This window comes from Mesorhizobium sp. RIZ17, assembly GCF_051127865.1.
GTDB lineage: Bacteria > Pseudomonadota > Alphaproteobacteria > Rhizobiales > Rhizobiaceae > Mesorhizobium > Mesorhizobium humile.
Genome location: NZ_CP147861.1, coordinates 2,294,948 through 2,315,600 on the forward strand (window position 1 = coordinate 2,294,948; position 20,653 = coordinate 2,315,600).

Genomic DNA, 20,653 nt, shown 5'->3' on the forward strand with positions numbered 1-20,653 from the left:
CGTAGACTCTAGGATCCATTCCGTGACCTTGGCTAAGGAATGCAACGGAGCAGAATTCTGCACCGTGGCAACGCCTCGACGTCACGGAATGGATTCTAGAGTCTGCGCGCGTCGCTTCGCTCCTTGCTTCGCCCTAGAATGACGACCGCGACGAACGATCAGGCAAATCGCCTAGTAAGGCGCGCTAAGCCTGTCCGGCGCGCTTGTTGGGCCAGTCGCTTTTGGCTTGCCGGCGAGCGGCGATTGCCGCAGAAGGGTGAGGTCTATCTTCCTTCGGCCCGATTTTGACCATTCCCAAAAACAACGACGACAGCGCAACGCCGCCCGCGGCGATGCTTCTGATGCTTTGCGTCTATGTCTGCTTCACCTTCCTCGACACCTCCAGCAAATTTCTGGTGCTGGCCGGCGTCTCGGCGCTGATTGTCGCCTGGACCCGCTTCACCGTGCATGTGCTGCTGGTCGGCCTCTTCCTGCGCGGCTGGCGCGAGCCGGCGCGTTTTCGCGCCAACAACCTGCCGGCGCATATTTTGCGCGGCTGCATGCTTTTCGGCTCGACCATGTTCAACATCCTGGCGCTGAAGACGCTGCAGCTGGCCGAGACCACGTCGATCTATTTCTTCGGCCCGATGGTCATCACCGCGCTTGCCGGCCCGCTGCTCGGCGAATGGGCGGGCTGGCGGCGCTGGCTGGCGATCCTCACCGGCTTTGTCGGTGTTCTGATCATCACCCGGCCCGGCGTGGGCGTGTTCGGCATCGGCCATCTCTTCGCGCTGTGCTCGATGCTGTCGAACAGTTTCTACGTCATCATGACGCGCCGCATGTCGGCGACGGAAACGTCGGAAAGCCTGATCCTGTTCTCGGCGCTGGCGCCGTCGGTGCTGCTTGCGCCGATGCTTGCCTTCGCGCCTGCGCTGCCCCATGGCGGCCTTCAATGGTTCATCGTCCTGATGCTGGGCGTGTTTGGCGCCGGCGGCCACTATCTGCTGGTCCGCGCCTATCGTCTGGCCACCACGACGCAGCTCGCGCCCTATCCCTATTCGCAGATGGTGTGGATGATCATTTCCGGCTGGCTGATCTTCCACCAGTTCCCCGATCGCTGGACGCTGCTCGGCGCCGCCATCATCGTTGCCAGCGGCCTCTACATCATCCACCGCGAGCACCGGCTTCGCGTCCGCAACTCCGCCTCGCTCGACACCGAGGCGGAGGCACTGGCGAAAAAACTTTGATTTGCTCCGAATCCGGTGGCATAAGGCCGTTTTAAAAAATTTAAAGACCTGACCCTGGGGAGCGAAGGGCACTGGCACAGAAGATCAAGCTTTCGACGATCGCGGATGCGCTAGGCGTCTCCACGGCAACCGTGTCGCTGGCGCTGCGCGACAGCCCGCTGGTCGCCGGCACGACGCGCGAGCGTATCAAGGAACACGCCCGCGCCATCGGCTATATTTATAACCGCCGCGCCGCCTCCTTGCGCACCTCGCGCTCCGGCATCGTCGGCGTCGTCGTGCACGACATCATGAACCCGTTCTTCGCCGAGATACTGCGCTCGATCGAAAGCGAGCTCGACCGCAGTCGCCAGACCTTCATCCTGTCGAACCATTACGACCAGCTCGAAAAGCAGCGCACCTTCATCGACACGCTGCTGCAGCTCGGCGCCGACGGCGTCATCATGTCGCCGGCCATCGGCACGCCGGCCGAGGACATCATCATGGCCGAGGAAAACGGCCTGCCGGCGGTGCTGATCGCGCGCACCGTCGCCGGCGCCGATGTACCGGTGTTCCGTGGCGACGATGCCTATGGCACCGCGCTCGCCACCAATCATCTGATCTCGCTGGGGCACAAGCGCATCGCCATGGTCGGCGGCACCGACCAGACCTCGACCGGCCGCGACCGCTACCAGGGCTATCTCAACGCGATGGAGGCCGCCGGCCTGGAAGTGAAGCCGTCCTGGCGCATTTCCGGCCCGCGCACCAAGCAGGCGGGATTCGAGGCCGCGGGGCAGTTTCTGGCGCTGAAGGACAGGCCCACCGCTGCCTGCTGCTGGAATGACCTTGTCGCGATCGGGCTGATGAACGGCATCGCGCGCGCCGGCCTCGTGCCGGGCGTCGACATCTCCGTGACCGGCTATGACGATCTCGAGGAGGCGGCAATCGCGACACCGGCCCTGACCACGGTCTGGAACGGTCAGCGCGAGGTCGGCCGCCGCGCTGCGAGCGCCTTGCTCGACAAACTGAACGGGCAGGCGGTGCGGCCCTCGCAGGAGCTGATCAAGCCGGAACTGCATGTGCGGCAGTCCACCGGCAAGCCGGTGGAGCGTGCATGACCAGGGCCGAAGCAAGATTGCCGGTCGCCATCCTGGTGCCGGGCGATTTCAACGACCATGCCGTCGGCCGCGTCGACAAGGCGTTCAAGCTTGTGCGGATCGAACGCGCCGACCCCGGGCTGGTGACGGACGAGATGCGCGCCGCGGTGCGTGGCATCGCCTCCTATGCAGGCATCAACGCGGCGATGATCGATGCGCTGCCCAATCTCGAGATTATCGCCAGCTTCGGCGTCGGCTATGATTCGGTCGACGCCAATCACGCGGCGAGGCGCGGCGTCATGGTCACCAACACGCCCGACGTCCTGACCGAGGAGGTTGCCGACACCGCCATCGGCCTGTTGATCAACACCGTGCGCGAACTCTACGCCGCCGAGAAATGGCTGCGCGACGGCGACTGGGTGGAGAACGGCAATTATCGCCTGAGCCGGCTTACCTTGCGCGGCCGCAGCGTCGGCATTTTCGGCATGGGACGCATCGGCCGTGCCGTCGCCCGGCGCCTTGAGGCCTTCGGCCTGCCGATCGCTTACCACAACCGCCGCAAGGTCGAAGGCCTGTCCTACGAATACCATGCCACGCTGAAAGGCCTCGCCGAAGCCGTCGACACGCTGATCTGCATCGCCCCGGGCGGCGCCGCCACGGAGAAGGCAATCAATGCCGGGATCCTGTCGGCGCTGGGGTCGAACGGCGTCTTCGTCAACATCGGCCGCGGCTCGACGGTGGATGAGGCAGCCCTTGCCGCCGCCCTCGAGAGCGGCACCATCGCGGCCGCCGGGCTCGACGTCTTTGCCGACGAACCGAACGTGCCGCAGGCCCTGCTCGACGCTCCCAACACCTCGCTTCTGCCGCATGTCGGCTCGGCGTCGGAGCACACGCGCCGCGCCATGGCCGATCTATGCGTCGACAATCTCGTCGCCTGGTTTGCCGAGCGTCGGCCGCTGACGCCCGTGCCGGAGACGATCAACGTCAAGGCGCGCGGCTAAAGCATGTCTCCCGAAAGTGGGCCCGGTTTCGGGACAAAGACATGCTTGAAATCAAAACTTAAAGCAGGTCGCGTGATCCTTTTCACGCGACCTGCTTTAGGGCAATTCCGGGGAAGGTGTGGGAACGGTTTTCCGTCCATGGAACGTTGAACCGTTCCATGGCGCTTTCGCCACATTTGTTAATGCTTTCGCGGTCCCATTAACTCCCGCTTAACGCTTTGAAATCATTTTCCATATTTGATTGAGTGTGGAGAAGTGGTGTGAAGCTGGTTGCCGGGTTGGTTGTGTCGGCGGCGTTGTTCGGAGGCGCGCATGTCCTGTACGGCGGCGAGGGCCGGAGCACGGCTGTCGAGACCGCTTCATCGAGCGCCTATCGATTGACGGCCAATGGCGACGAAGCCGCCTGCGCCGTGCAGCGGGGAGCTCCGGTCTCGGACGGACTATCGTTGCTCTCCGTCGCGCCGAACTGCCGCAAGCTGATGCCCGGCATCGAGCGCGTCAAATTCTGGCGCGAGCAGGCGGACGGCTCGGTCGCGTTCAGCGAGAACGGCGTCGATCCGATCGTCACTTTCGGCGTTGCCGATGGCGACGGCTACGAATCCTACGCACCGGCCGCGCCGCTGCTGGCGCTGAACAACGACAGCCAGTGACCCCGAGCGTGGTCTTTTTGCAACTTCGGCTAGGAAAATATCCCGATGCCGGTGCCTGTCTTGGCATTGCACCCAAAGCCAAATAAATTGGCGCAGCTTTGGGGTGCTCAAATGAAGTCTTTTCTACTCGCTTCGACCATTCTCGCCTTGTTCCCGGCCAGCGCGTTCGCTGCGGACGCGCTTTCGCCTGCTGCTCCCGCAACTTATGAGTGGAGTGGCTTCTATGCCGGTGTCCAGCTCGGCTATGGCTGGGGAAAGGTCGACAGTCACGATTCTCAGATAGTCACTGGCTTTTCCGACTGGGCCGACTCTTGGAACAGCGACGGCGTGCTAGGCGGCATTCATATCGGCTACAACCAGGCTTACGATCAGTTCGTTCTTGGCGCCGAAGCCGACATCGAAGCCTCGGGAATGAGAGGTTCGGTGGATTCGGAGTTTGCCGGCAACATCAAGACCAAGATCGATGTGCAAGGCTCGCTGCGGGCGCGCCTTGGCTATGCGATGGGGCCAGCTCTGCTTTATGCGACAGGCGGTTTGGCGGTTGCCCATTTCGATACCGACTACAATGAGGGCGGAACGAGCGACAGCTCTTCGCATACGAAAGCCGGCTGGACATTGGGTGCAGGTGTCGAATATGCATTCGCACCGAATTGGACGACGCGCGTCGAATATCGCTACAGCGATTTCGGCAAATTCACCGACAATCCGGCGACCGATGGCGGCTTCCTGTATCCGACGCATGTGACCACAAACGCCGTGCGGGTCGGCTTCAGCTACAAGTTCTGACCTGATTGGCGAAAGGCGGCGCTTGAAGCGCCGCCATTTCTATTCCGCCGCCGCGCGTGCGCCGGCCTTTGCCGCCGCATGCAGGCGTACGGCATCGCCGAAAGCCTTGAAGATCTTGGCGGAATTGCTGTCCGACTTCACCCAGTATTCGGGGTGCCATTGCACGCCGACAGCGAAGGCGTGGGCGTCCTTGACCGAAACCGCTTCGACCGTGCCGTCGGAGGCCAAAGCTTCGACCTGCAGTTTCGAGCCGAGCCGATCGATACCCTGCCGGTGCAGCGAGTTGACCTTGATGTCGCCGGCGCCGAACACGCCTGCAAGGCAACTGCCCGGTTTGATCGAGATCGTCTGATGGATGGCGAAGCGCTCGTCCTGATTGTCGCTCACCGGCGCGCGATGGTCGAGCGAGCCCTCGCGCTCCTGGATTTCGGTGCCCAGCGTGCCGCCGAGCGCCACGTTCAGTTCCTGGATGCCGCGGCAGATGGCCAAAAGCGGCACGCCGCGCTCGAGCGCCTTGCGGATCAGCGGCAGCGTCGTGGCATCGCGCGCCGGATCGTAAGGACCGTTGGCCTCGCTCGGGTCGCCGTCGTAAAGCGACGGATGGACGTTGGATTTCGAACCCGTCAGCATGACGCCGTCGACCGAGGACAGCAATTCGTCGAAGTCGAGCCGACCGCCGAAGGACGGCACCAGGAGCGGGAACACGCCGGCGCCCGTGATCGCGGCTTCCAGATATTGCTGGGGCGCTGCATGCCAGGTGTAGTTGTCGAACTGGCGGACGTCGGTCGAGACTGCGACGAGCGGTTGCTGCATTTTGGGTTTGGTTTCCATCAGGCCAAGGAACTGTTCTGCCTACAAAATAAGCGATCCGTCGCGGCTTTTCCATGGCAAGTTTGGCCGCCTCGCATGGACCAGCGAAAGGAATGTTAGACTATAGTTGCGGAATGGCGGCAACCTCGGCCCGCGGCGCTGGACTCGACTTCTTGCCTGTGTATGGTTCTCCCCCAACCGATCCGGGCACTGAGGATGTCCCGACATCGGTCAGCTGATCCGCAAGGGAGGAAACTGCATGGATCGTCGTTCATTCATCCGCAAGGCCGGCGCGTCCGGCGTGGGCGCCGCGGCAGCGGCCGCGGCACTCGCCACGCCGGCCATTGCGCAGTCCAACCCGAAAGTGACGTGGCGGCTTGCGTCGTCCTTCCCGAAGTCGCTCGACACGATCTATGGCGGCGCCGAAGTCTTCTCCAAGATGCTGTCCGAGGCGACCGACGGCAATTTCCAGATCCAGGTCTTCGCTTCGGGCGAGTTGGTGCCAGGCCTGCAGGCGGCCGACGCCGCCGCTGCCGGCACCGTGGAGGCCGCGCATACGGTCGCCTACTATTACTGGGGCAAGGATCCCACCTGGGCGCTGGGCGCCGCCGTGCCCTTCTCGCTCAACGCGCGCGGCATGAACGCCTGGCACTATCATGGCGGCGGCATCGACCTCTTCAACGAATTCCTCGGAGCGCAAGGGTTGTTCGGCCTGCCGGGCGGCAACACCGGCGTTCAGATGGGCGGCTGGTTCCGTAAGGAGATCAACAGCCTCGCCGATCTGAAAGGCCTCAAGATGCGCATCGGCGGGTTCGCCGGCAAGGTCATCGAAAGGCTCGGCGTGGTGCCGCAGCAGATCGCCGGCGGCGATATCTACCCGGCGCTGGAAAAGGGCACCATCGACGCCGCCGAATGGGTCGGCCCCTATGACGACGAGAAGCTCGGCTTCTACAAGGTCGCGCCTTACTATTACTATCCCGGCTGGTGGGAAGGCGGCCCGACCGTCCACCTGCTGTTCAACAAGGCAAAATACGAAGAACTTTCGCCGGCCTACAAATCCCTGGTGCGCACCGCGGCGCAGGCTGCGGACGCCAACATGCTGCAGAAATACGACTATGTGAATCCGCCGGCGGTGCGTCGGCTGGTGGCCGGCGGCGCCAAGCTGAGACCCTTCAGCCAGGAGATCATGGCGGCCTGCTTCGACAAGGCCAACGAGGTCTATGACGAGATGGAATCCAACAACGCGCCGTTCAAGAAGATCTGGGAATCGATCAAGGCCTTCCGCAAGGAGCACTATCTCTGGGCCCAGGTCGCCGAATACAATTACGATACCTTCATGATGGTGCAGCAGCGCAACGGCAAGCTGTAAGCCGGGCCTTGCCTTCTCCCCTTGTGGGAGAAGGCGGATCGGCGCGCAGCGCCGAGACGGATGAGGGGTGTTGGACGGATCACCGTCCTTGCCAAGCTGGAGCACCCCTCATCCGTCGCCTTCGGCGACACCTTCTCCCACAAGGGGAGAAGGGAAAACCGCGCTTAGCCTCGGCCCGGCACAACCAGCACCTTGACCTCGCCCGGCGCCGGCGGGTTGGCGATCACGCCCGGGGCTTCCTCCAGGCTGACCTGCTTCGAAATCAGCTTGTCGATCTCGATGGCGCCTGAAGCGATCAACTGAGCCGCCCTTCCATGCGTGAACGGATTGAGGAAGGAACCGAGCACCTTCAGTTCGCGAAACAAAAGATCGAACGGCTCGATTTCCACCTTCATGCCTTGCGGCATCACGCCGACGATGACGACCGTGCCGCCGGCCCTTGCCATCCGCATCGACTGCTCGACCGTGTCGCGCACGCCGGCGCATTCCAGCACCACGTCGGCACCGCCGGGAGCCAGCCCGTTCGCTCCGGCGACGGCCGCGATCGGGTCGCCGGCGCTCGGGTCGATCGTCGCGGTGGCGCCGAGCTCCTCGGCAAGCGCGCGGCGCGAGGCCTGCCGGGTCGACAGGATGATGGTCGCGGCGCCCGCGAGCTTTGCCAGTTGCACGACGAGCAGGCCGATGACGCCGCCGCCAAGCACTACCACCGACGCCCCTGGCCGGATCGCGGCAAGGTCGACGCCGTGCAGGCAGCAGGCGAGCGGCTCGCAGAAGGCGCCGTGCGTCGGCTTGAGGCCAGCGGGCAGCCGGAAGGCCTGCCTTTGCGGCATCAGCACATAGTCGGCAAAGCCGCCGTCGCGGTGGATGCCGATGGCCCTGAGGTTGCTGCACAGATTGACGCGGCCGGCATGGCAGTGGGCGCAGCGCCCGCAGGCGATGTTGGGATCGCCGGTCACCCGGTCGCCGACGGCAATGCCCGACACCGCCGCGCCGACGGCTTCGACGATGCCGCAGAATTCATGGCCGAGCGTCACCGGCGGCGTGCAGGGAAACTCGCCATGGAAGAGGTGCCGGTCGGTGCCGCAGACGCCGCAGGCCTCGATCTTCACCAGAACGTCCTCGGGTCCGGGACCGGGCTTGGGAACCTCGCGCAACCCGATATTGCCCACCGCTTCCAGTCGCACCGCTCTCATGGCTGTTCACCTCAGTTGAATTTGGGCGGCTGCGAGAGGTCCGGCGCCGGCGCGGGTTTGGCCGGCGCGTCACCGAAGCTCGGCGGCTGCGACAGGTCGGGCGTGCCGGGTGCTGCCGGGGCGCCGCCATTGGCCGGAGCCGCGCCCTTGTCCGCCGGCGGCGTGCCGAGCGGCGACAGCGAAGGCATGTCCGGCAGTTTGATGTCGATCGTGCTGGGTTCGACCGCAGCACCTTTGTAGCGCATCACCATTTGCGGGAAGGCGATGGTGAGCCCGATCATGATCACCTGGATCAGGACGAACGGCACTGCGCCCCAATAGATCTGCCCGGTGGTGACCGGCGCAACCTGCTTGCCGGTTAACCGGTCCAGATAAGGCACGCGGGCCGCGACCGAACGCAGGTAGAACAGCGCGAAGCCGAAGGGCGGATGCATGAAGCTCGTCTGCATGTTGACGCCGAGCAGCACGCCGAACCAGATCAGGTCGATGCCGAGCTTGTCCGCGGCGGGCGCCAGCAGCGGCACGATGATGAAGGCGAGCTCGAAGAAATCGAGGAAGAAGGCAAGCACGAAGACCAGGATGTTGACGCCGATCAGGAAGCCGGTCTCTCCGCCCGGCAGCGAGGTCAACAGATGCTCGACCCAGATGTGACCGTTGACGCCGTAGAAGGTGAGCGAAAAGACGCGTGCGCCGATCAGGATGAACAGCACGAAGGCGGAAAGCCGGGTCGTCGAGGCCAGCGCTTGCTTGATGACGTCGAGCGAGAGCCTGCCCTTGGCCGCTGCCATGATCAAGGCTCCGACTGAGCCCATGGCGCCGCCCTCGGTCGGCGTGGCGATGCCGAGGAAGATGGTGCCGAGCACCAGGAAGATCAGCGCCAGCGGCGGGATCAGCACAATGATCACCTGCTGTGCCAGCTTCGACATCATGTGGATGTGGAGGCGCTGGTCGAGGATCGCCACGATGTAGATGACGATCACGCCAATGGCGGCGCCGAGAATATCGGCATTGTCGCCATGCGCCGGCGCGAGATAGCGATAGGCCGCATAGGAAATCGCGACTGCGACCAGCAGCGCCACGATCAGCGAGATCACGCCGTGGCCGAGCGTACGTGCTTCGAGCGGCAGCGCCGGCATCGCGTTCGGCCGGACGATCGACATGATCAGGATGTAGAGCATGTAGATGCCGGTCAGAACGAGGCCGGGGATCAAGGCACCGGCATACATGTCGCCGACCGAGCGACCAAGCTGGTCGGCAAGCACGATCAGCACAAGCGAGGGCGGGATGATCTGGGCGAGCGTGCCGGAGGCGGCGATGACGCCTGACGCCAGCCGCCGGTCATAGCCGTAGCGCAGCATGATCGGCAGCGAGATCAGCCCCATGGCGATGACGGAAGCCGCCACCACGCCGGTCGTTGCGGCAAGCAGCGCGCCGACGAAGATCACCGCATAGGCGAGCCCGCCGCGGATCGGCCCGAACAGCTGGCCGATCGTGTCGAGCAGGTCCTCGGCCATGCCGGAGCGTTCGAGCACGATGCCCATGAAGGTGAAGAAGGGTATCGCCAAGAGCGTGTCGTTGGACATCACCCTGGTGCCGTAGAAATTGTCCGGCAGCGCGTGCAGCAGCGGCCAGGCAAGGTTGATCGACCCGCCTGAATAGGGCGAGACCAGCACGCCGATGAAGAAGAACAGCAGGCCGTTGGCGGCGAGCGAGAAGGCGACGGGGTAGCCGATCAGCAGGAAGATGATCAGCGAGGCGAACATGATCGGCGCCATGTTCTGCGCGATGAACTCGATCATGGGCGGGCCTCGCCCGCGATCGCCTTGGCTTCCTCGGCCAGCGCCTCCGCCTCGAGCTTGGCCTGGTCATGCGCCGAAACGAAGGGATTGGGGTCGTCCATGTCGCCGCGCATGATGGCGATCTTCTTGATGATCTCGGAAACCCCTTGCAGCGCCAGCAGGAAGAAACCGACGAGCAGGATGGCCTTCGCCGGCCACACGATGAGCCCGCCGGCATTGGTCGACATCTCGCCGCTGTGGATGGACAGCGACACATAAGGCACGAAATAGATCACCATCAGCACCACGAAGGGCATCAGGAAGAACAGGTGGCCAAGCAGGTCGATCCAGTGCTGCACGCGGCGTGACCACATGCCGTAGACAATGTCGATGCGGATATGGTCGTTCTGCTTCAGCGTGTAGGCGGCGGCCAGCATGAAGGCGGCGCCGAACAGGTACCACTGCAGCTCGAGCCACGCGTTGGAGGAGATGTCGAACACCTTGCGGATGACGGCGTTGCCGGCGCTCACCAGGATCGCGAGCAGGATCAGCCAGGAGACCCAGCGGCCGATGAACTCGTTGATGCGGTCGATCGTCCTGGATAGAGCGAGCAGCCCTGCCATGCATATCCTCCCTGATACCGACAGCGCGCCCGATTCCCCCTCCGGTGTCGCGCCGCTTGGCCCAACGGTATGCAGTGCGTGGTCCGGTTGGTCAACATGACAAAGTCGCGGCAAACGGATCGGCACGCCGGACAGCGGCGGAATACCGCCACGTGACGATACGTCATGCAACGAAAGTCTTGGGCAACGAAAGGCTTGGGCAAGGAAAGTCTGGGGCGACGAAACTGGGTGGTTCAGGCGATCTTGGTCTGGTCGCGCCCGGCGCCGATCAGCACCAGCATGGCGACGAGGAAGAGATAGATCCAGGCGTCGCGCCATTCGAGCGGGAAATAGCCGGCCCAGAGCGATTCCGCCATGCCGAAGGCCGCGGCGCCAAGCGCCGCCTTGAGCGGCGACAGATAGCCGCCGACCGCCGTCACGAACAGGATCTTGAGGCCGTAGATCAGCCCGGTGCCGAAGGAGACATTGCCGTAATAGAGACCGGCAAGCACGCCGGCCAAGGCGGCGCAGAAGCCGCCGAACAGCACGGCGCGGCGGAACACGGCGCGCACATCGACACCGCACATCGCCGCCGCTTTCGGATCGTCGGATACGGCGCGCCATGAACGGCCAAAGCTGGAGTGGGAAAACAGCCAGGCCGCCAGCGCCACCAATGCTACGACACCTGCGCAGTCGAGCAACTGGATGACGGTGAGCGTGACCTTGAAGCCGTCGCCTTGGGCGAAAATGACGGGGGTGGCGAGCATCGGCGGCAGCCACAGGTCATGCGTGTCGGCGGCGATGCGGCTCCCCTCCGACAGGAAGATCAAGATGCCGAGCGTCGTCACCACGATTGCGTTGGGCGAGCGGTCGGCGAGCCTCTCGAAGACGCTGCGCGACAGGATATGGCTGATCAGCGCCGCATAGAGAATGGCCGCGATCACGCCGAGCGCCACCGCGGCGGCAAGCGTCAGCCACAGCGCCTGGTAGCCGAAGGCGGCGGTCAGGATCATCGTCTGGCCGCAGAAGGCGAACAGCGCGCCGTAAGCCAGGTTGGTGCGATGCAGGATACCGTTGGTCAGCACATAGCCGAAGGCGAGCAGCGCATAGAGCGCGCCCGAATGCAGCCCGTTCAGCACCTGCTGGTAGAAATAGAGCATGCGGCATCCCACAGGTCGTATGACGCGACCCTGCCGGACCGTCGCATTCAGAATCTAACTTGTCAAATGCGTTTTATCGGTTAGATTTCTGTCATGACGGTATCCTGGACCCCGCACCGCTTCACCGGCGGCATCCTTGCGCTCGATACGGCGAACACCGTCGTGCTGCGCAACGATCCGCAAAAGTCCTTCGACCGTTTCGACGACCCGGCCGAGATCGCCCGCTTCGCCGAGGCGGCAAGCGGCTTTCGCGCCACCGAGCTCGGCGGCAGGCGGCTGCGGGCGCCCGAACCGGGCGAGATAAAGCCAACCGTCATCTCGATCCGCGAAGCGACCGATCGCCTGTTTCGTCATGCGGTGTCGAACGGCGCGCTCGCGACCAGCCACCTGCCGGATTTCCTCACGGCCTGCGCCGGCGGCCTGGCCGGCAGCGAGACCGAGATCGGGACGCCGGGCCAGCCTTTCGGCGATCCGCAAACGCCGATCGCCTTCGAGGCGGCTTTGGCCGTCTCCGCGCTGTCGCTTTTGCGCGACGAAACGGTGGCGAGGCTGAGGATCTGTCCCAATTGCAGCTGGCTGTTCGTCGACCGCAGCCGCAACGCCAGCCGCCTATGGTGCGACATGGCCGTTTGCGGCAACCGCCAGAAGGCAAACCGCCATTACCGCCGCCGCACAGCGGCGAGGGAGGTCAGCAATGTTTAGGAAATTGTCGCGTTCGGTTTTGGTCGGCGCCGCCGTGATCGCCGCAGTCGCGCTCGGCGCCTGCCGCGACACCGGCAAGGACCAGCTGTTTGCCATCTCCGGCAAGCTGTTCGAGTTCAATTACCGGCTGGCCATCGCCACCTATGTCATCACGCTGAAGCCGCTGCGCCCGATGGTCGACGGCCAGGTCGCGGTGGTGAGCTTCCAGAACCCGGCCGGCGGCGACCCGCTCATCGTCAACCAGAAGATCTGGCCGAAGCTGCCCCACATCACGCTGACCAGCCCGCCGCTCACCTGCGTGGTCAAGGACAAGCCCTACAGCGTCTCGATCCGCATCGAGGATGCGAGCGGCACATTGCTGCAGAGCATCGACACCACCATGACCTCATCGGAGGACCAGACGATGCTGCCGGACCGGCCGCTGGTGATCGGACCCAAATACGAGCTCAACCCGGACCTTGCCGGCCATCCCGACGGCAAGCTGCCCGAGGACCAGAAGCCGGATTGCTCGAAAGCGACCTGAAACGCAGGCGTCAGAGTAATTCCAGGAAAAGTGTGAAACGGTCGGGCTCGGCGACTTCGCCGTAGCCTCCCGTCCGGAATTGCGTCTAAACAAAACGAGTCTGTCGCGAAATTTTTGTTCTTCACAAGGCGGTTAGCATGATCTTGTATGCGCCCCGGGCCACTCGCCAGACCGTTTGTTGCGTGTTATTTGGCCTCAGCGATTTTGTTTGACCTCTCCCGCAAGGGAAGAAAGACTGCGGCGTCCCGCCCCGACGTTGGCTGCCTGATTTGAGGCAGCCTCCGCAGAGGAAATACCTGATGACGCTGCACGACGTCGCGCTCGACGACAAGTTCGACCTTGGCAAGGAGCGCGTCTTCCTGTCCGGCGCGCAGGCGGTGGTGCGCATGCTTCTGATGCAGCGCGAGCGCGACCGCCGCGCCGGCCTCAACACGGCGGGCTTCGTCTCCGGCTATCGCGGCTCGCCGCTCGGCGGCCTCGACATGCAGCTATGGCGGGCGAAAAAGCAACTCGCAGGGGCCGACATCGTCTTCCAGCCCGGCCTCAACGAGGAACTGGCCGCCACCGCCTGCTGGGGTTCGCAGCAGACCGAATTGCTGGGCGAGGGCACGCATGACGGCGTCTTTTCGGTCTGGTACGGCAAGGGACCCGGCGTCGACCGTTCCGGCGACGTCTTCCGCCACGCCAATCTTGCCGGCTCGTCGAAGCATGGCGGCGTGCTCGCCCTGATGGGCGACGACCATATGGCCGAGTCCTCCACCAACGCGCATGCCACCGAGTTCCTCTTCGTCGACACGATGGTGCCGATCCTCAACCCGGCCGGCGTCCAGGAGATCATCGACTACGGCCTTTACGGCTTTGCCATGTCGCGATTCGCCGGCACCTGGGCGGCGATCAAATGCGTCAAGGACAACATCGAATCGACGGCGTCTGTCGACGCCTCGATCGAGCGTCTGGACATCGTCATTCCCGAGTTCGAAATGCCGCCGGGCGGCCTGAACATCCGCCACGAGATCGACATGCTCGGCCAGGAAGAGCGGCTGCATGAATACAAGCGCGCCGCCGCTTCCGCCTTCATCCAGGCCAATGGCCTCAACCGCACCATCTATTCCGGCGGCCGCAATCCCAAGCTCGGCGTCATCACCATCGGCAAGAGCTATCTCGACGTCCGCCAGGCACTCGAGGATATCGGCATCGATGAAGCGGCCGCCAACCGTATCGGCATCCGCCTGTTCAAGGTCGGCTGCCCATGGCCGCTCGACTTCCAGCACATCGCCGAGTTCGCGCGTGGCCTCGACACCATCGTCGTCGTCGAGGAAAAGCGATCGCTGATCGAGGTGCAACTGCGCGAGAACCTCTACGGCACCGCCACGCAGCCGGTAATCGTCGGCAAGAAGGACGAGCGCGGCGACTGGCTGTTCCCCGCCAAGGGCGCGCTCGATCCGAACGAGATCGCCATCGCGCTCGGCGAGCGGATCCTGCGCACCATCGGCCCGTCGGAAGAAATCGCCGCGCGGGTGGCGAAGCTGCGCCAGTTCCAGGCGATGCTCGCCGACACCGCCGATATCGGCTCGCGCACGCCTTTCTTCTGCTCGGGCTGCCCGCACAATTCCTCGACCAAGGTGCCGGACGGCTCGTTGGCCGCCGCCGGCATCGGCTGCCATTTCATGGCGCTGTGGATGGACAGGAACACCGTCGGCTTCACCGCCATGGGCGGCGAGGGCGCGCAATGGGTCGGCCAGGCGCCATTCTCGAAGCGCGACCACATCTTCCAGAATCTCGGCGACGGTACCTACAACCATTCCGGCGTGCTGGCGATCCGCTTCGCGCTGTCCTCCGGCGCCAACATCACCTACAAGATCCTCTACAACGACGCGGTGGCGATGACCGGCGGCCAGCCGCATGAAGGCGGCCTGACCGTCGACATGATCGCCAGGCAGGTGCGCGCGGAGGGCGTCGACCGCATCGCCGTCGTCACCGACGAGCCGGACAAATATGCCGGCAAGGCCGATTTCCCGGCCGGCATCAGCATCCATCACCGTGACGACCTCGACCTTGTCCAGCGCGAGTTGCGCGACGTGAAGGGCGTTTCGGTGCTGATCTATGATCAGACCTGCGCCGCCGAAAAGCGCCGGCGCCGCAAGCGCGGCACCTTCCCCGATCCCGACAAGCGCGTCTTCATCAACGAGCTGGTCTGCGAAGGCTGCGGCGATTGCGGCGTGCAGTCGAACTGCGTCTCCATCCAACCGGTCGAGACCGAATTCGGCCGCAAGCGCCGGATCGACCAGTCGAGCTGCAACAAGGATTTTTCCTGTATCAACGGTTTCTGCCCGTCCTTCGTCACCGTGCATGGCGGCAAGATCAGGAAGGCGGAAGGCATTGCCGGCAGGGCCGATCCGCTGGATGGCGTGCCCGCGCCGGCCGAGTTCCGCATGGGCAACCAGGGCTGGGCGGCGATCATCGACGGGGTCGGCGGCACCGGCGTCGTCACCGTCGGCGCGGTGCTCGGCATGGCCGCGCATCTGGAAGGCAAGGGCTGCGGCATGATCGACATGGCCGGCCTCGCCCAGAAGGGCGGCTCGGTCTTCACCCATGTCAGGATCGCACCGACGCCCGACGACATCCACGCCATTCGCGTCTCGGCCGGCAAGGCCGACCTCGTGCTCGGCTGCGACCTCGTCGTCTCCGGCGCCAAGAAGGTGCTGGGCGCGGTGCGCGAGGGCCACACGATCTTCCTCGCCAACACCGCCGAGATCATGCCCGGCGAATTCACTCGCTCCGCCGATTTCTCGCTGCCGATCGAGCGGCTGAAGAAGGCGATCCGCGCCGCCGCCGGCGACGACAAGGCCCATTTCTTCGACGCAACCCGCACCGCGACCGCGCTGTTCGGCAATTCGCTCGGCGCCAACATGTTCATGCTCGGCTTCGCTTTTCAGCATGGCGGCCTGCCGCTTTCGGCCGAAGCGGTTGAAAAGGCGATAGAATTGAACGGCGAAGCGGTGGCGATGAACGTCGCTGCTTTCCGCTGGGGCCGCCGCGCCGCGCATCAGCCCGATTTCGTACGTGGCCTGGTCGCCCAGACCGGCAAGCCGGCGTCAAAACCGGCCGAGACGCTGGACGACGTCATTGCCCGCCGCGTCGCTTTCCTCACCGCCTATCAGAATGCTGCCTACGCCAGGCGCTACGCCGACCGCGTGACGGCGTTGCGCGCCGCCGAAGCCAAGGCCGTGCCCGGCTCGACCGCGGTGACCGAAGCGGTCGCCAGGAACCTCTTCAAGCTGATGGCGATCAAGGACGAGTACGAAGTGGCGCGGCTCTACACCGACGGCACTTTCGCCGCCGACCTCGCCAAGCAGTTCCAGAGCTACGAGAAGCTCGAATTCCATCTCGCGCCGCCGATCCTCGGCCGGCGCGGCAATGACGGCAAGCCGCGGAAATCGAGCTTCGGCCCGTGGATGATGAAGGGTTTCCGGCTGCTGGCGGCGATGAAGGGCCTGCGCGGGACCGCCTTCGACCTTTTCGGCTACACCGCCGAGCGGCGCACCGAGCAGCAGTCGTTGAGGCAGTATGAGGCAGATCTCGACCTGATCGCCGGCGCGCTGGCGCCGGGCAGGGTGGAAGCCGCGACGGCTCTTGCCTCCGTGCCGGCGCTTATCCGAGGCTACGGCCATGTCCGGCAGGCCAGCGCCGACAAGGCGGCGGGCGAGCGCTCGCGCTTGATCGAGCGTTTGAACCAAGCCCCCGCGGAGTCTGCGCTTCGGGCAGCGGAATGACCGCGAAGGCCGGTTGACGCCACGCCAAAACTCCCGAATTTCCCGGTTCTGCCTCTCGTAGCGCAACCCTGCGCAACCGTGGCCGAGCGCCGTTCTAAGCCTTTCTTAAGGCGGGTGTGGCATGACAAGGCGTAGTGTTGGGCCAACGGCATGGGTAGAACAAAGACCGAGAACATCCCGGCGGATGTTTATATCCAGTTTGTGCGGTCGTTGTTCGACAACGCGCACATGCTGGTGATCGGTGGCGTTTGCTACTGGATCCTCGGATTCATGATCTATTGGCGGACGCACAATCCGCTGTTCCTGGCCTTTTCTTTCGGTCTGCTCTCCATCAGCCTTTTCCGTTATTTCGGCATTCGCGCCTTCCTGAAGGCGGGTGGCACCATAGCCAATGTCGAAGAGGCCCAGTGGTGGGAGCGCAACTACATCCTAAAGGGCAGCCTGCAGGGCCTGGGCCTGGGTTCGCTCTGCTTCATATCGATCTATGTCTATCCCGACCCCTTCGCCGAGCTGGCCGCCACGTCGCTGACGATCGCGACCCTGGTCACGGTTGTCGGCCGCAACTACGGCTCTCCGCAGATGGTGCGGATATTCTCCGTGACCTTCATCGGTCCCGCGGCGCTCGGACTTCTGCTGCGCATGGATTTCCCGTCGGTGCTGCTGGGCCTGATGATCATCCCGCTGACCTTCATCACCATCAACAGCGCCGATCATGTACGCAACGTGCTGTTCTCCGCCGTCATCGGTCACAAGCAGGCCAGGAACCTGACGCGCCGGTTCGATCGCGCGCTCAACACCATGTCGCATGGCCTGGTCATGCTGGGGCCCGACGGGCGCGTCGCGGTGGCCAATGCCGAAGCCGCCCGCCTGATGTCGCTGAAATCGGGCGATGCCTTGCTTGGACGCTCGATCCACGGTCTTTTGATGCGCGGCGTCGCCGGGGGGATGCTGGCGCCGAAAGACTGCCGCTACATCGAGGCGCAGCTGACGCGCGCCTTGCGCGAAGGCCGCGACCGCAAGGTGCTGGTCTCCTTGGCCAACGGCCAGCACTACGAATTCTCCGCCCGCGAAGGCAGCCAGGAACTGGGCGTCATCACCTTCGAGGACGTGACGGCCCGCGTCGAGGCGGAGGAAAAAATCCGCTTCATGGCGCGCTACGACAATCTGACCGGCCTGCCGAACCGCGCCTATTTCCACGAACTGGTCGGCGAGGCCATGGCCTCCGGCGACCAGGACCGGCTCTGCGGTCTCGCGGTGCTCGATCTCGACGACTTCAAGAGCGTCAACGACACGCTCGGCCATCCGGTTGGCGACGGGTTGATCTATGCCGTCGCCGAGCGCCTCGCGGCGGTCGCCGGGCCGGGCATCACCGTCAGCCGCTTCGGCGGCGACGAGTTCATGATCTTCTTCGACCGTGTCGAGGACGAGAGCCATCTCAGCACCCTGCTTGACCGCATCTTCGCGGACCTGCAGGGCGAAGTGGACGTCGCCGGCCACGGGCTGCGCATCCAGGCCAGCGGCGGCGCGGTGCTTTCCAAGGTCAAGGACACCGACGCGGACGCCATGATCGTCAAGGCGGACCTAGCCCTCTACAAGGCCAAGGAGCTCGGCAAGAACAGCTGGCGGCTGTTCGAGGCGGCCATGGATGCCGCCTTCCGCAATCGCCAGCTGATGAAGGCCGACCTGCGCAATGCCGTGCAGGCCGGGGATTTGCGCGTCGTCTACCAGCCGATCGTGGCCGTCAGCACCATGCGCATCGCCAGCTGCGAGGCGCTCTGCCGCTGGGATCATCCCGATCTCGGCCCGATCTCGCCCAGCGTCTTCATCCCTTTAGCCGAGGAGATGGGCATCGTTTCCGACATCAGCACGTTCGTGCTGGAGGCCGCCTGCGCCGAGTGCGCCAAATGGCCGGCCCAGACCAGCGTGTCGGTCAACCTCTCAGCCAAGGATTTCCGCAGTCGCGACATCGTCCAGAAGGTTGCGGACGCCCTGGTCAAATCGGGCCTCGCGGCGCACCGGCTCGAAATCGAGGTCACCGAGACCGCCTTGCTCGACGACAAGTCGCTGACGCGCGAGTCGATCGAGGAACTGAAGGCGCTCGGCGTGCATATCGCGCTTGACGATTTCGGCACCGGCTACTCCAGCCTGAGCTATCTCCACAAGCTGCCGCTCGACAAGATCAAGATCGACCGTTCTTTCCTGGCTGATATCAACCAGAACCGGCAGTCGCTCGATCTTCTGAAAGGCATCGTCAGCCTGTCGCGGACGTTGAGGCTTTCCGTCACCATCGAAGGGGTCGAGACCTTCGAGCAGTTGAAGACGCTGGTCCATCTGGTCAAGCCGGACTTCGTGCAGGGCTTTCTCTTCGGCGCCGCACTCAGCGCGTCGGGCATCGAGACGATGTCGAGCGTCACATGGCCATTTGCCGCGGACCTGCACATCGCCGGCAAAAGGACAGCCAGCTAAGAAGCAATTCCAGGAAAAGTGTGAAGTGGTTAGGCTCGGCGCTTTGCCGTAGCCTCCCGTCCCTAATTGCGTCGATCAAAAGAAGAGTTTCAAGAAAAGCGCAAAGGGCTCTCCGGCGTTGCGGTTACGCGTTCTCAAGAACGCTGACCGCTCCAGCGTAGTCTAAACTCGCCTCGCCTCGGCGTTTTCAAGCTCTGAGTTCGAAGTGATCTTGGCAACCTGACTCTAGGCCGTGTGAACCGCCAGAGCCGAACCTTGCTCTTTTCTTGTGCAAAGATCGACCAAAAGAGCGCGGTCATTAAGGTTAACAGATGGTAAATCAGCAATCTCGAATTTTCAGCTTGTGTCTCATTTCAACTCGAATAGCCTGTTCACAGGCGGAATTCGAGGACGGACAATAATGGAAGCTGCGGCTAAGGGTGCGTCGGCTGGCGTCAGCTCAAAGGCTGATTCCCTGCTCAACCGAACGATGATGCAACTCCTGGAGCATGTCGAATATCGCCTCATTACCGGGGGCGAAGATCTGGAAGCGATCTACCGGCTTCGCTATCAGTCCTATCTCAAATCAGGCATGTGCGGTCCGATCGCCAGTGGGATGTTCGAGGATCGTTGGGATAATCTGCCCAATTCCTACCGCTTCGGCGTCTATTGTTATGGCGAATTGGTCAGCACATTGCGCTTTCACTATATTTCCAGTGAACAGCCATACTCACCTTCAATTGACGCCTATCCGGAAGTGTTGCTTCCGCGGCTCGCCCGGGGGGAAACCTTCATCGACGGCACCCGCTTCGCAACCGATCCCGATGCCGCGCCGGCGCCCGGCGTTCTGCCTTTCCTGACGCTCCGGATCGCCATGGTGGCCTCCAATTATTTTGGCCAGGACTCGGTGTTGACCCCGGTCAAGGTCGAGCATTCTCATTTCTATGCCCGGTTCTTCAATGCCGTGCAGAGGAGCGAAGCCAAGCAGTTCCCGGGCGTTCTTGCTCCGATCGCGCTGTTCGAAATCCCTGCCGGCGAGAATATGCGCCGCACGCTCGAGCGGTTCCCGTTCTACAATTCGACGCCGATGGAGCAGCGGCTGATGTTCGGTAATCCGGCTATCAACCGGCTGACGCCCCTCACCATTCTGCCGACGGCGAAATACTATCGCACCGCTGCCTGAACGCAGGCCATGAACCTTTCGCCGGCTGAGCCGTTATCCGGTCCGCAGCCCGTCTGACGGGCGATCGCCTGTCAAAGGAAAGGTTTCCGCATGACCATCCATTCGCTCGCACTGACGCCGCTGATCTCGCTGATCGCCGGCGTGCTGATCCTGGTGATGCCGCGGCTCCTCAATTACATCGTCGCGCTCTACCTGATCGTCGTCGGCCTGCTCGGCCTTTTTCCCCATCTCGCCAGCTGAAATCCCACGTCGGCCGCGCGGACGAAAGCACGCCATCCAATTTCAACTTTCATTTGAGGCTGTTGTCGCCGGCTGTGCGGCAATAGCGCCATTGCTCTTGGTTCGGCTTTTCGCTATGTGCCTCAAAGGCATTTTCGAA

The 20,653-nt window shown here is 63.7% G+C and carries 17 protein-coding genes; 12 read left to right on the forward strand and 5 right to left on the reverse strand.

What is annotated here, in order from left to right; genetic code table 11:
* Nucleotides 1-341: 341 nt before the first annotated feature.
* The 5 genes from WDX12_RS11305 (at nt 342) to WDX12_RS11325 (ending at nt 4,736) form a co-directional block, all read left to right on the forward strand.
* Nucleotides 342-1,226, forward strand: coding sequence for a DMT family transporter (locus WDX12_RS11305; RefSeq protein WP_434725611.1), 885 nt, complete (start codon nt 342-344; stop codon nt 1,224-1,226).
* Nucleotides 1,227-1,297: 71 nt separating this feature from the next.
* Entirely contained in the window at nt 1,298-2,320 is a 1,023-nt protein-coding gene (locus WDX12_RS11310; protein WP_320294465.1) for a LacI family DNA-binding transcriptional regulator, read from the forward strand.
* On the forward strand, nt 2,317-3,300 hold the full coding sequence (locus tag WDX12_RS11315) for a 2-hydroxyacid dehydrogenase (RefSeq protein ID WP_320294194.1): 984 nt from the start codon (nt 2,317-2,319) through the stop codon (nt 3,298-3,300). Before WDX12_RS11310 ends, WDX12_RS11315 begins: the two co-directional genes overlap by 4 nt.
* 260 nt (nt 3,301-3,560) lie before the next feature.
* Complete coding sequence (locus WDX12_RS11320; protein WP_434724928.1) at nt 3,561-3,950, forward strand: hypothetical protein; 390 nt, start codon at nt 3,561-3,563, stop codon at nt 3,948-3,950.
* Nucleotides 3,951-3,995: 45 nt separating this feature from the next.
* Nucleotides 3,996-4,736 (forward strand): outer membrane beta-barrel protein, encoded by a 741-nt coding sequence (locus WDX12_RS11325; RefSeq protein WP_434724929.1) that lies wholly within the window; start codon nt 3,996-3,998, stop codon nt 4,734-4,736.
* Between the two features lie 39 nt (nt 4,737-4,775).
* On the opposite strand, the gene WDX12_RS11330 is transcribed toward WDX12_RS11325, so the two are convergent.
* Complete coding sequence (locus tag WDX12_RS11330) at nt 4,776-5,549, reverse strand: gamma-glutamyl-gamma-aminobutyrate hydrolase family protein (protein ID WP_434724930.1); 774 nt, start codon at nt 5,547-5,549, stop codon at nt 4,776-4,778.
* 256 nt (nt 5,550-5,805) lie between these two features.
* Here WDX12_RS11330 and WDX12_RS11335 point away from each other — a divergent pair, with 256 nt between their 5' ends.
* Complete coding sequence (locus tag WDX12_RS11335; protein WP_320294198.1) at nt 5,806-6,915, forward strand: TRAP transporter substrate-binding protein; 1,110 nt, start codon at nt 5,806-5,808, stop codon at nt 6,913-6,915.
* Between the two features lie 164 nt (nt 6,916-7,079).
* On the opposite strand, the gene WDX12_RS11340 is transcribed toward WDX12_RS11335, so the two are convergent.
* The 4 genes from WDX12_RS11340 to WDX12_RS11355 all read right to left on the reverse strand — a co-directional run bounded on the left by WDX12_RS11340 (nt 7,080) and on the right by WDX12_RS11355 (nt 11,648).
* Nucleotides 7,080-8,108 (reverse strand): zinc-dependent alcohol dehydrogenase family protein, encoded by a 1,029-nt coding sequence (locus WDX12_RS11340; protein WP_434724931.1) that lies wholly within the window; start codon nt 8,106-8,108, stop codon nt 7,080-7,082.
* An 11-nt stretch (nt 8,109-8,119) separates the two neighbouring features.
* Nucleotides 8,120-9,907, reverse strand: coding sequence for a TRAP transporter large permease (locus tag WDX12_RS11345; protein ID WP_434724932.1), 1,788 nt, complete (start codon nt 9,905-9,907; stop codon nt 8,120-8,122).
* Complete coding sequence (locus tag WDX12_RS11350; RefSeq protein ID WP_320294201.1) at nt 9,904-10,509, reverse strand: TRAP transporter small permease subunit; 606 nt, start codon at nt 10,507-10,509, stop codon at nt 9,904-9,906. Before WDX12_RS11350 ends, WDX12_RS11345 begins: the two co-directional genes overlap by 4 nt.
* 233 nt (nt 10,510-10,742) lie before the next feature.
* Entirely contained in the window at nt 10,743-11,648 is a 906-nt protein-coding gene (locus tag WDX12_RS11355; protein ID WP_434724933.1) for a branched-chain amino acid ABC transporter permease, read from the reverse strand.
* A gap of 93 nt (nt 11,649-11,741) precedes the next feature.
* On the opposite strand from WDX12_RS11355, the gene WDX12_RS11360 reads away from it, so the two are divergent.
* The 6 genes from WDX12_RS11360 to WDX12_RS11385 all read left to right on the forward strand — a co-directional run bounded on the left by WDX12_RS11360 (nt 11,742) and on the right by WDX12_RS11385 (nt 20,514).
* Entirely contained in the window at nt 11,742-12,350 is a 609-nt protein-coding gene (locus WDX12_RS11360; protein WP_320294203.1) for a CGNR zinc finger domain-containing protein, read from the forward strand.
* A complete protein-coding gene (locus WDX12_RS11365; RefSeq protein ID WP_320294204.1) occupies nt 12,343-12,873 on the forward strand; it encodes a hypothetical protein in 531 nt (176 codons plus the stop codon). The genes WDX12_RS11360 and WDX12_RS11365 overlap by 8 nt, the downstream gene beginning before the upstream one ends.
* 299 nt (nt 12,874-13,172) lie before the next feature.
* Nucleotides 13,173-16,646 carry an indolepyruvate ferredoxin oxidoreductase family protein gene (locus WDX12_RS11370; protein ID WP_434724934.1) on the forward strand — a complete coding sequence of 1,158 codons (3,474 nt, stop codon included), beginning with the start codon at nt 13,173-13,175 and terminating at the stop codon, nt 16,644-16,646.
* A 150-nt stretch (nt 16,647-16,796) separates the two neighbouring features.
* Nucleotides 16,797-19,112, forward strand: coding sequence for a putative bifunctional diguanylate cyclase/phosphodiesterase (locus tag WDX12_RS11375; RefSeq protein ID WP_434724935.1), 2,316 nt, complete (start codon nt 16,797-16,799; stop codon nt 19,110-19,112).
* Nucleotides 19,113-19,512: 400 nt separating this feature from the next.
* A complete protein-coding gene (locus tag WDX12_RS11380; RefSeq protein ID WP_434724936.1) occupies nt 19,513-20,274 on the forward strand; it encodes an N-acyl amino acid synthase FeeM domain-containing protein in 762 nt (253 codons plus the stop codon).
* A 90-nt stretch (nt 20,275-20,364) separates the two neighbouring features.
* Entirely contained in the window at nt 20,365-20,514 is a 150-nt protein-coding gene (locus WDX12_RS11385) for a DUF3096 domain-containing protein (protein ID WP_127866594.1), read from the forward strand.
* Nucleotides 20,515-20,653 lie beyond the last annotated feature (139 nt).

Coding starts and splice junctions, on each gene's coding strand:
- WDX12_RS11305 (WP_434725611.1), top strand. CDS start 342: ATGCTTTGCGTCTATGTCTGCTTCACCTTCCTCGACACCTCCAGCAAA.
- WDX12_RS11315 (WP_320294194.1), top strand. CDS start 2,317: ATGACCAGGGCCGAAGCAAGATTGCCGGTCGCCATCCTGGTGCCGGGC.
- WDX12_RS11325 (WP_434724929.1), top strand. CDS start 3,996: ATGCCGGTGCCTGTCTTGGCATTGCACCCAAAGCCAAATAAATTGGCG.
- WDX12_RS11330 (WP_434724930.1), bottom strand. CDS start 5,549: ATGCAGCAACCGCTCGTCGCAGTCTCGACCGACGTCCGCCAGTTCGAC.
- WDX12_RS11335 (WP_320294198.1), top strand. CDS start 5,806: ATGGATCGTCGTTCATTCATCCGCAAGGCCGGCGCGTCCGGCGTGGGC.
- WDX12_RS11340 (WP_434724931.1), bottom strand. CDS start 8,108: ATGAGAGCGGTGCGACTGGAAGCGGTGGGCAATATCGGGTTGCGCGAG.
- WDX12_RS11345 (WP_434724932.1), bottom strand. CDS start 9,907: ATGATCGAGTTCATCGCGCAGAACATGGCGCCGATCATGTTCGCCTCG.
- WDX12_RS11350 (WP_320294201.1), bottom strand. CDS start 10,509: ATGGCAGGGCTGCTCGCTCTATCCAGGACGATCGACCGCATCAACGAG.
- WDX12_RS11355 (WP_434724933.1), bottom strand. CDS start 11,648: ATGCTCTATTTCTACCAGCAGGTGCTGAACGGGCTGCATTCGGGCGCG.
- WDX12_RS11360 (WP_320294203.1), top strand. CDS start 11,742: ATGACGGTATCCTGGACCCCGCACCGCTTCACCGGCGGCATCCTTGCG.
- WDX12_RS11365 (WP_320294204.1), top strand. CDS start 12,343: ATGTTTAGGAAATTGTCGCGTTCGGTTTTGGTCGGCGCCGCCGTGATC.
- WDX12_RS11370 (WP_434724934.1), top strand. CDS start 13,173: ATGACGCTGCACGACGTCGCGCTCGACGACAAGTTCGACCTTGGCAAG.
- WDX12_RS11375 (WP_434724935.1), top strand. CDS start 16,797: ATGGGTAGAACAAAGACCGAGAACATCCCGGCGGATGTTTATATCCAG.
- WDX12_RS11380 (WP_434724936.1), top strand. CDS start 19,513: ATGGAAGCTGCGGCTAAGGGTGCGTCGGCTGGCGTCAGCTCAAAGGCT.
- WDX12_RS11385 (WP_127866594.1), top strand. CDS start 20,365: ATGACCATCCATTCGCTCGCACTGACGCCGCTGATCTCGCTGATCGCC.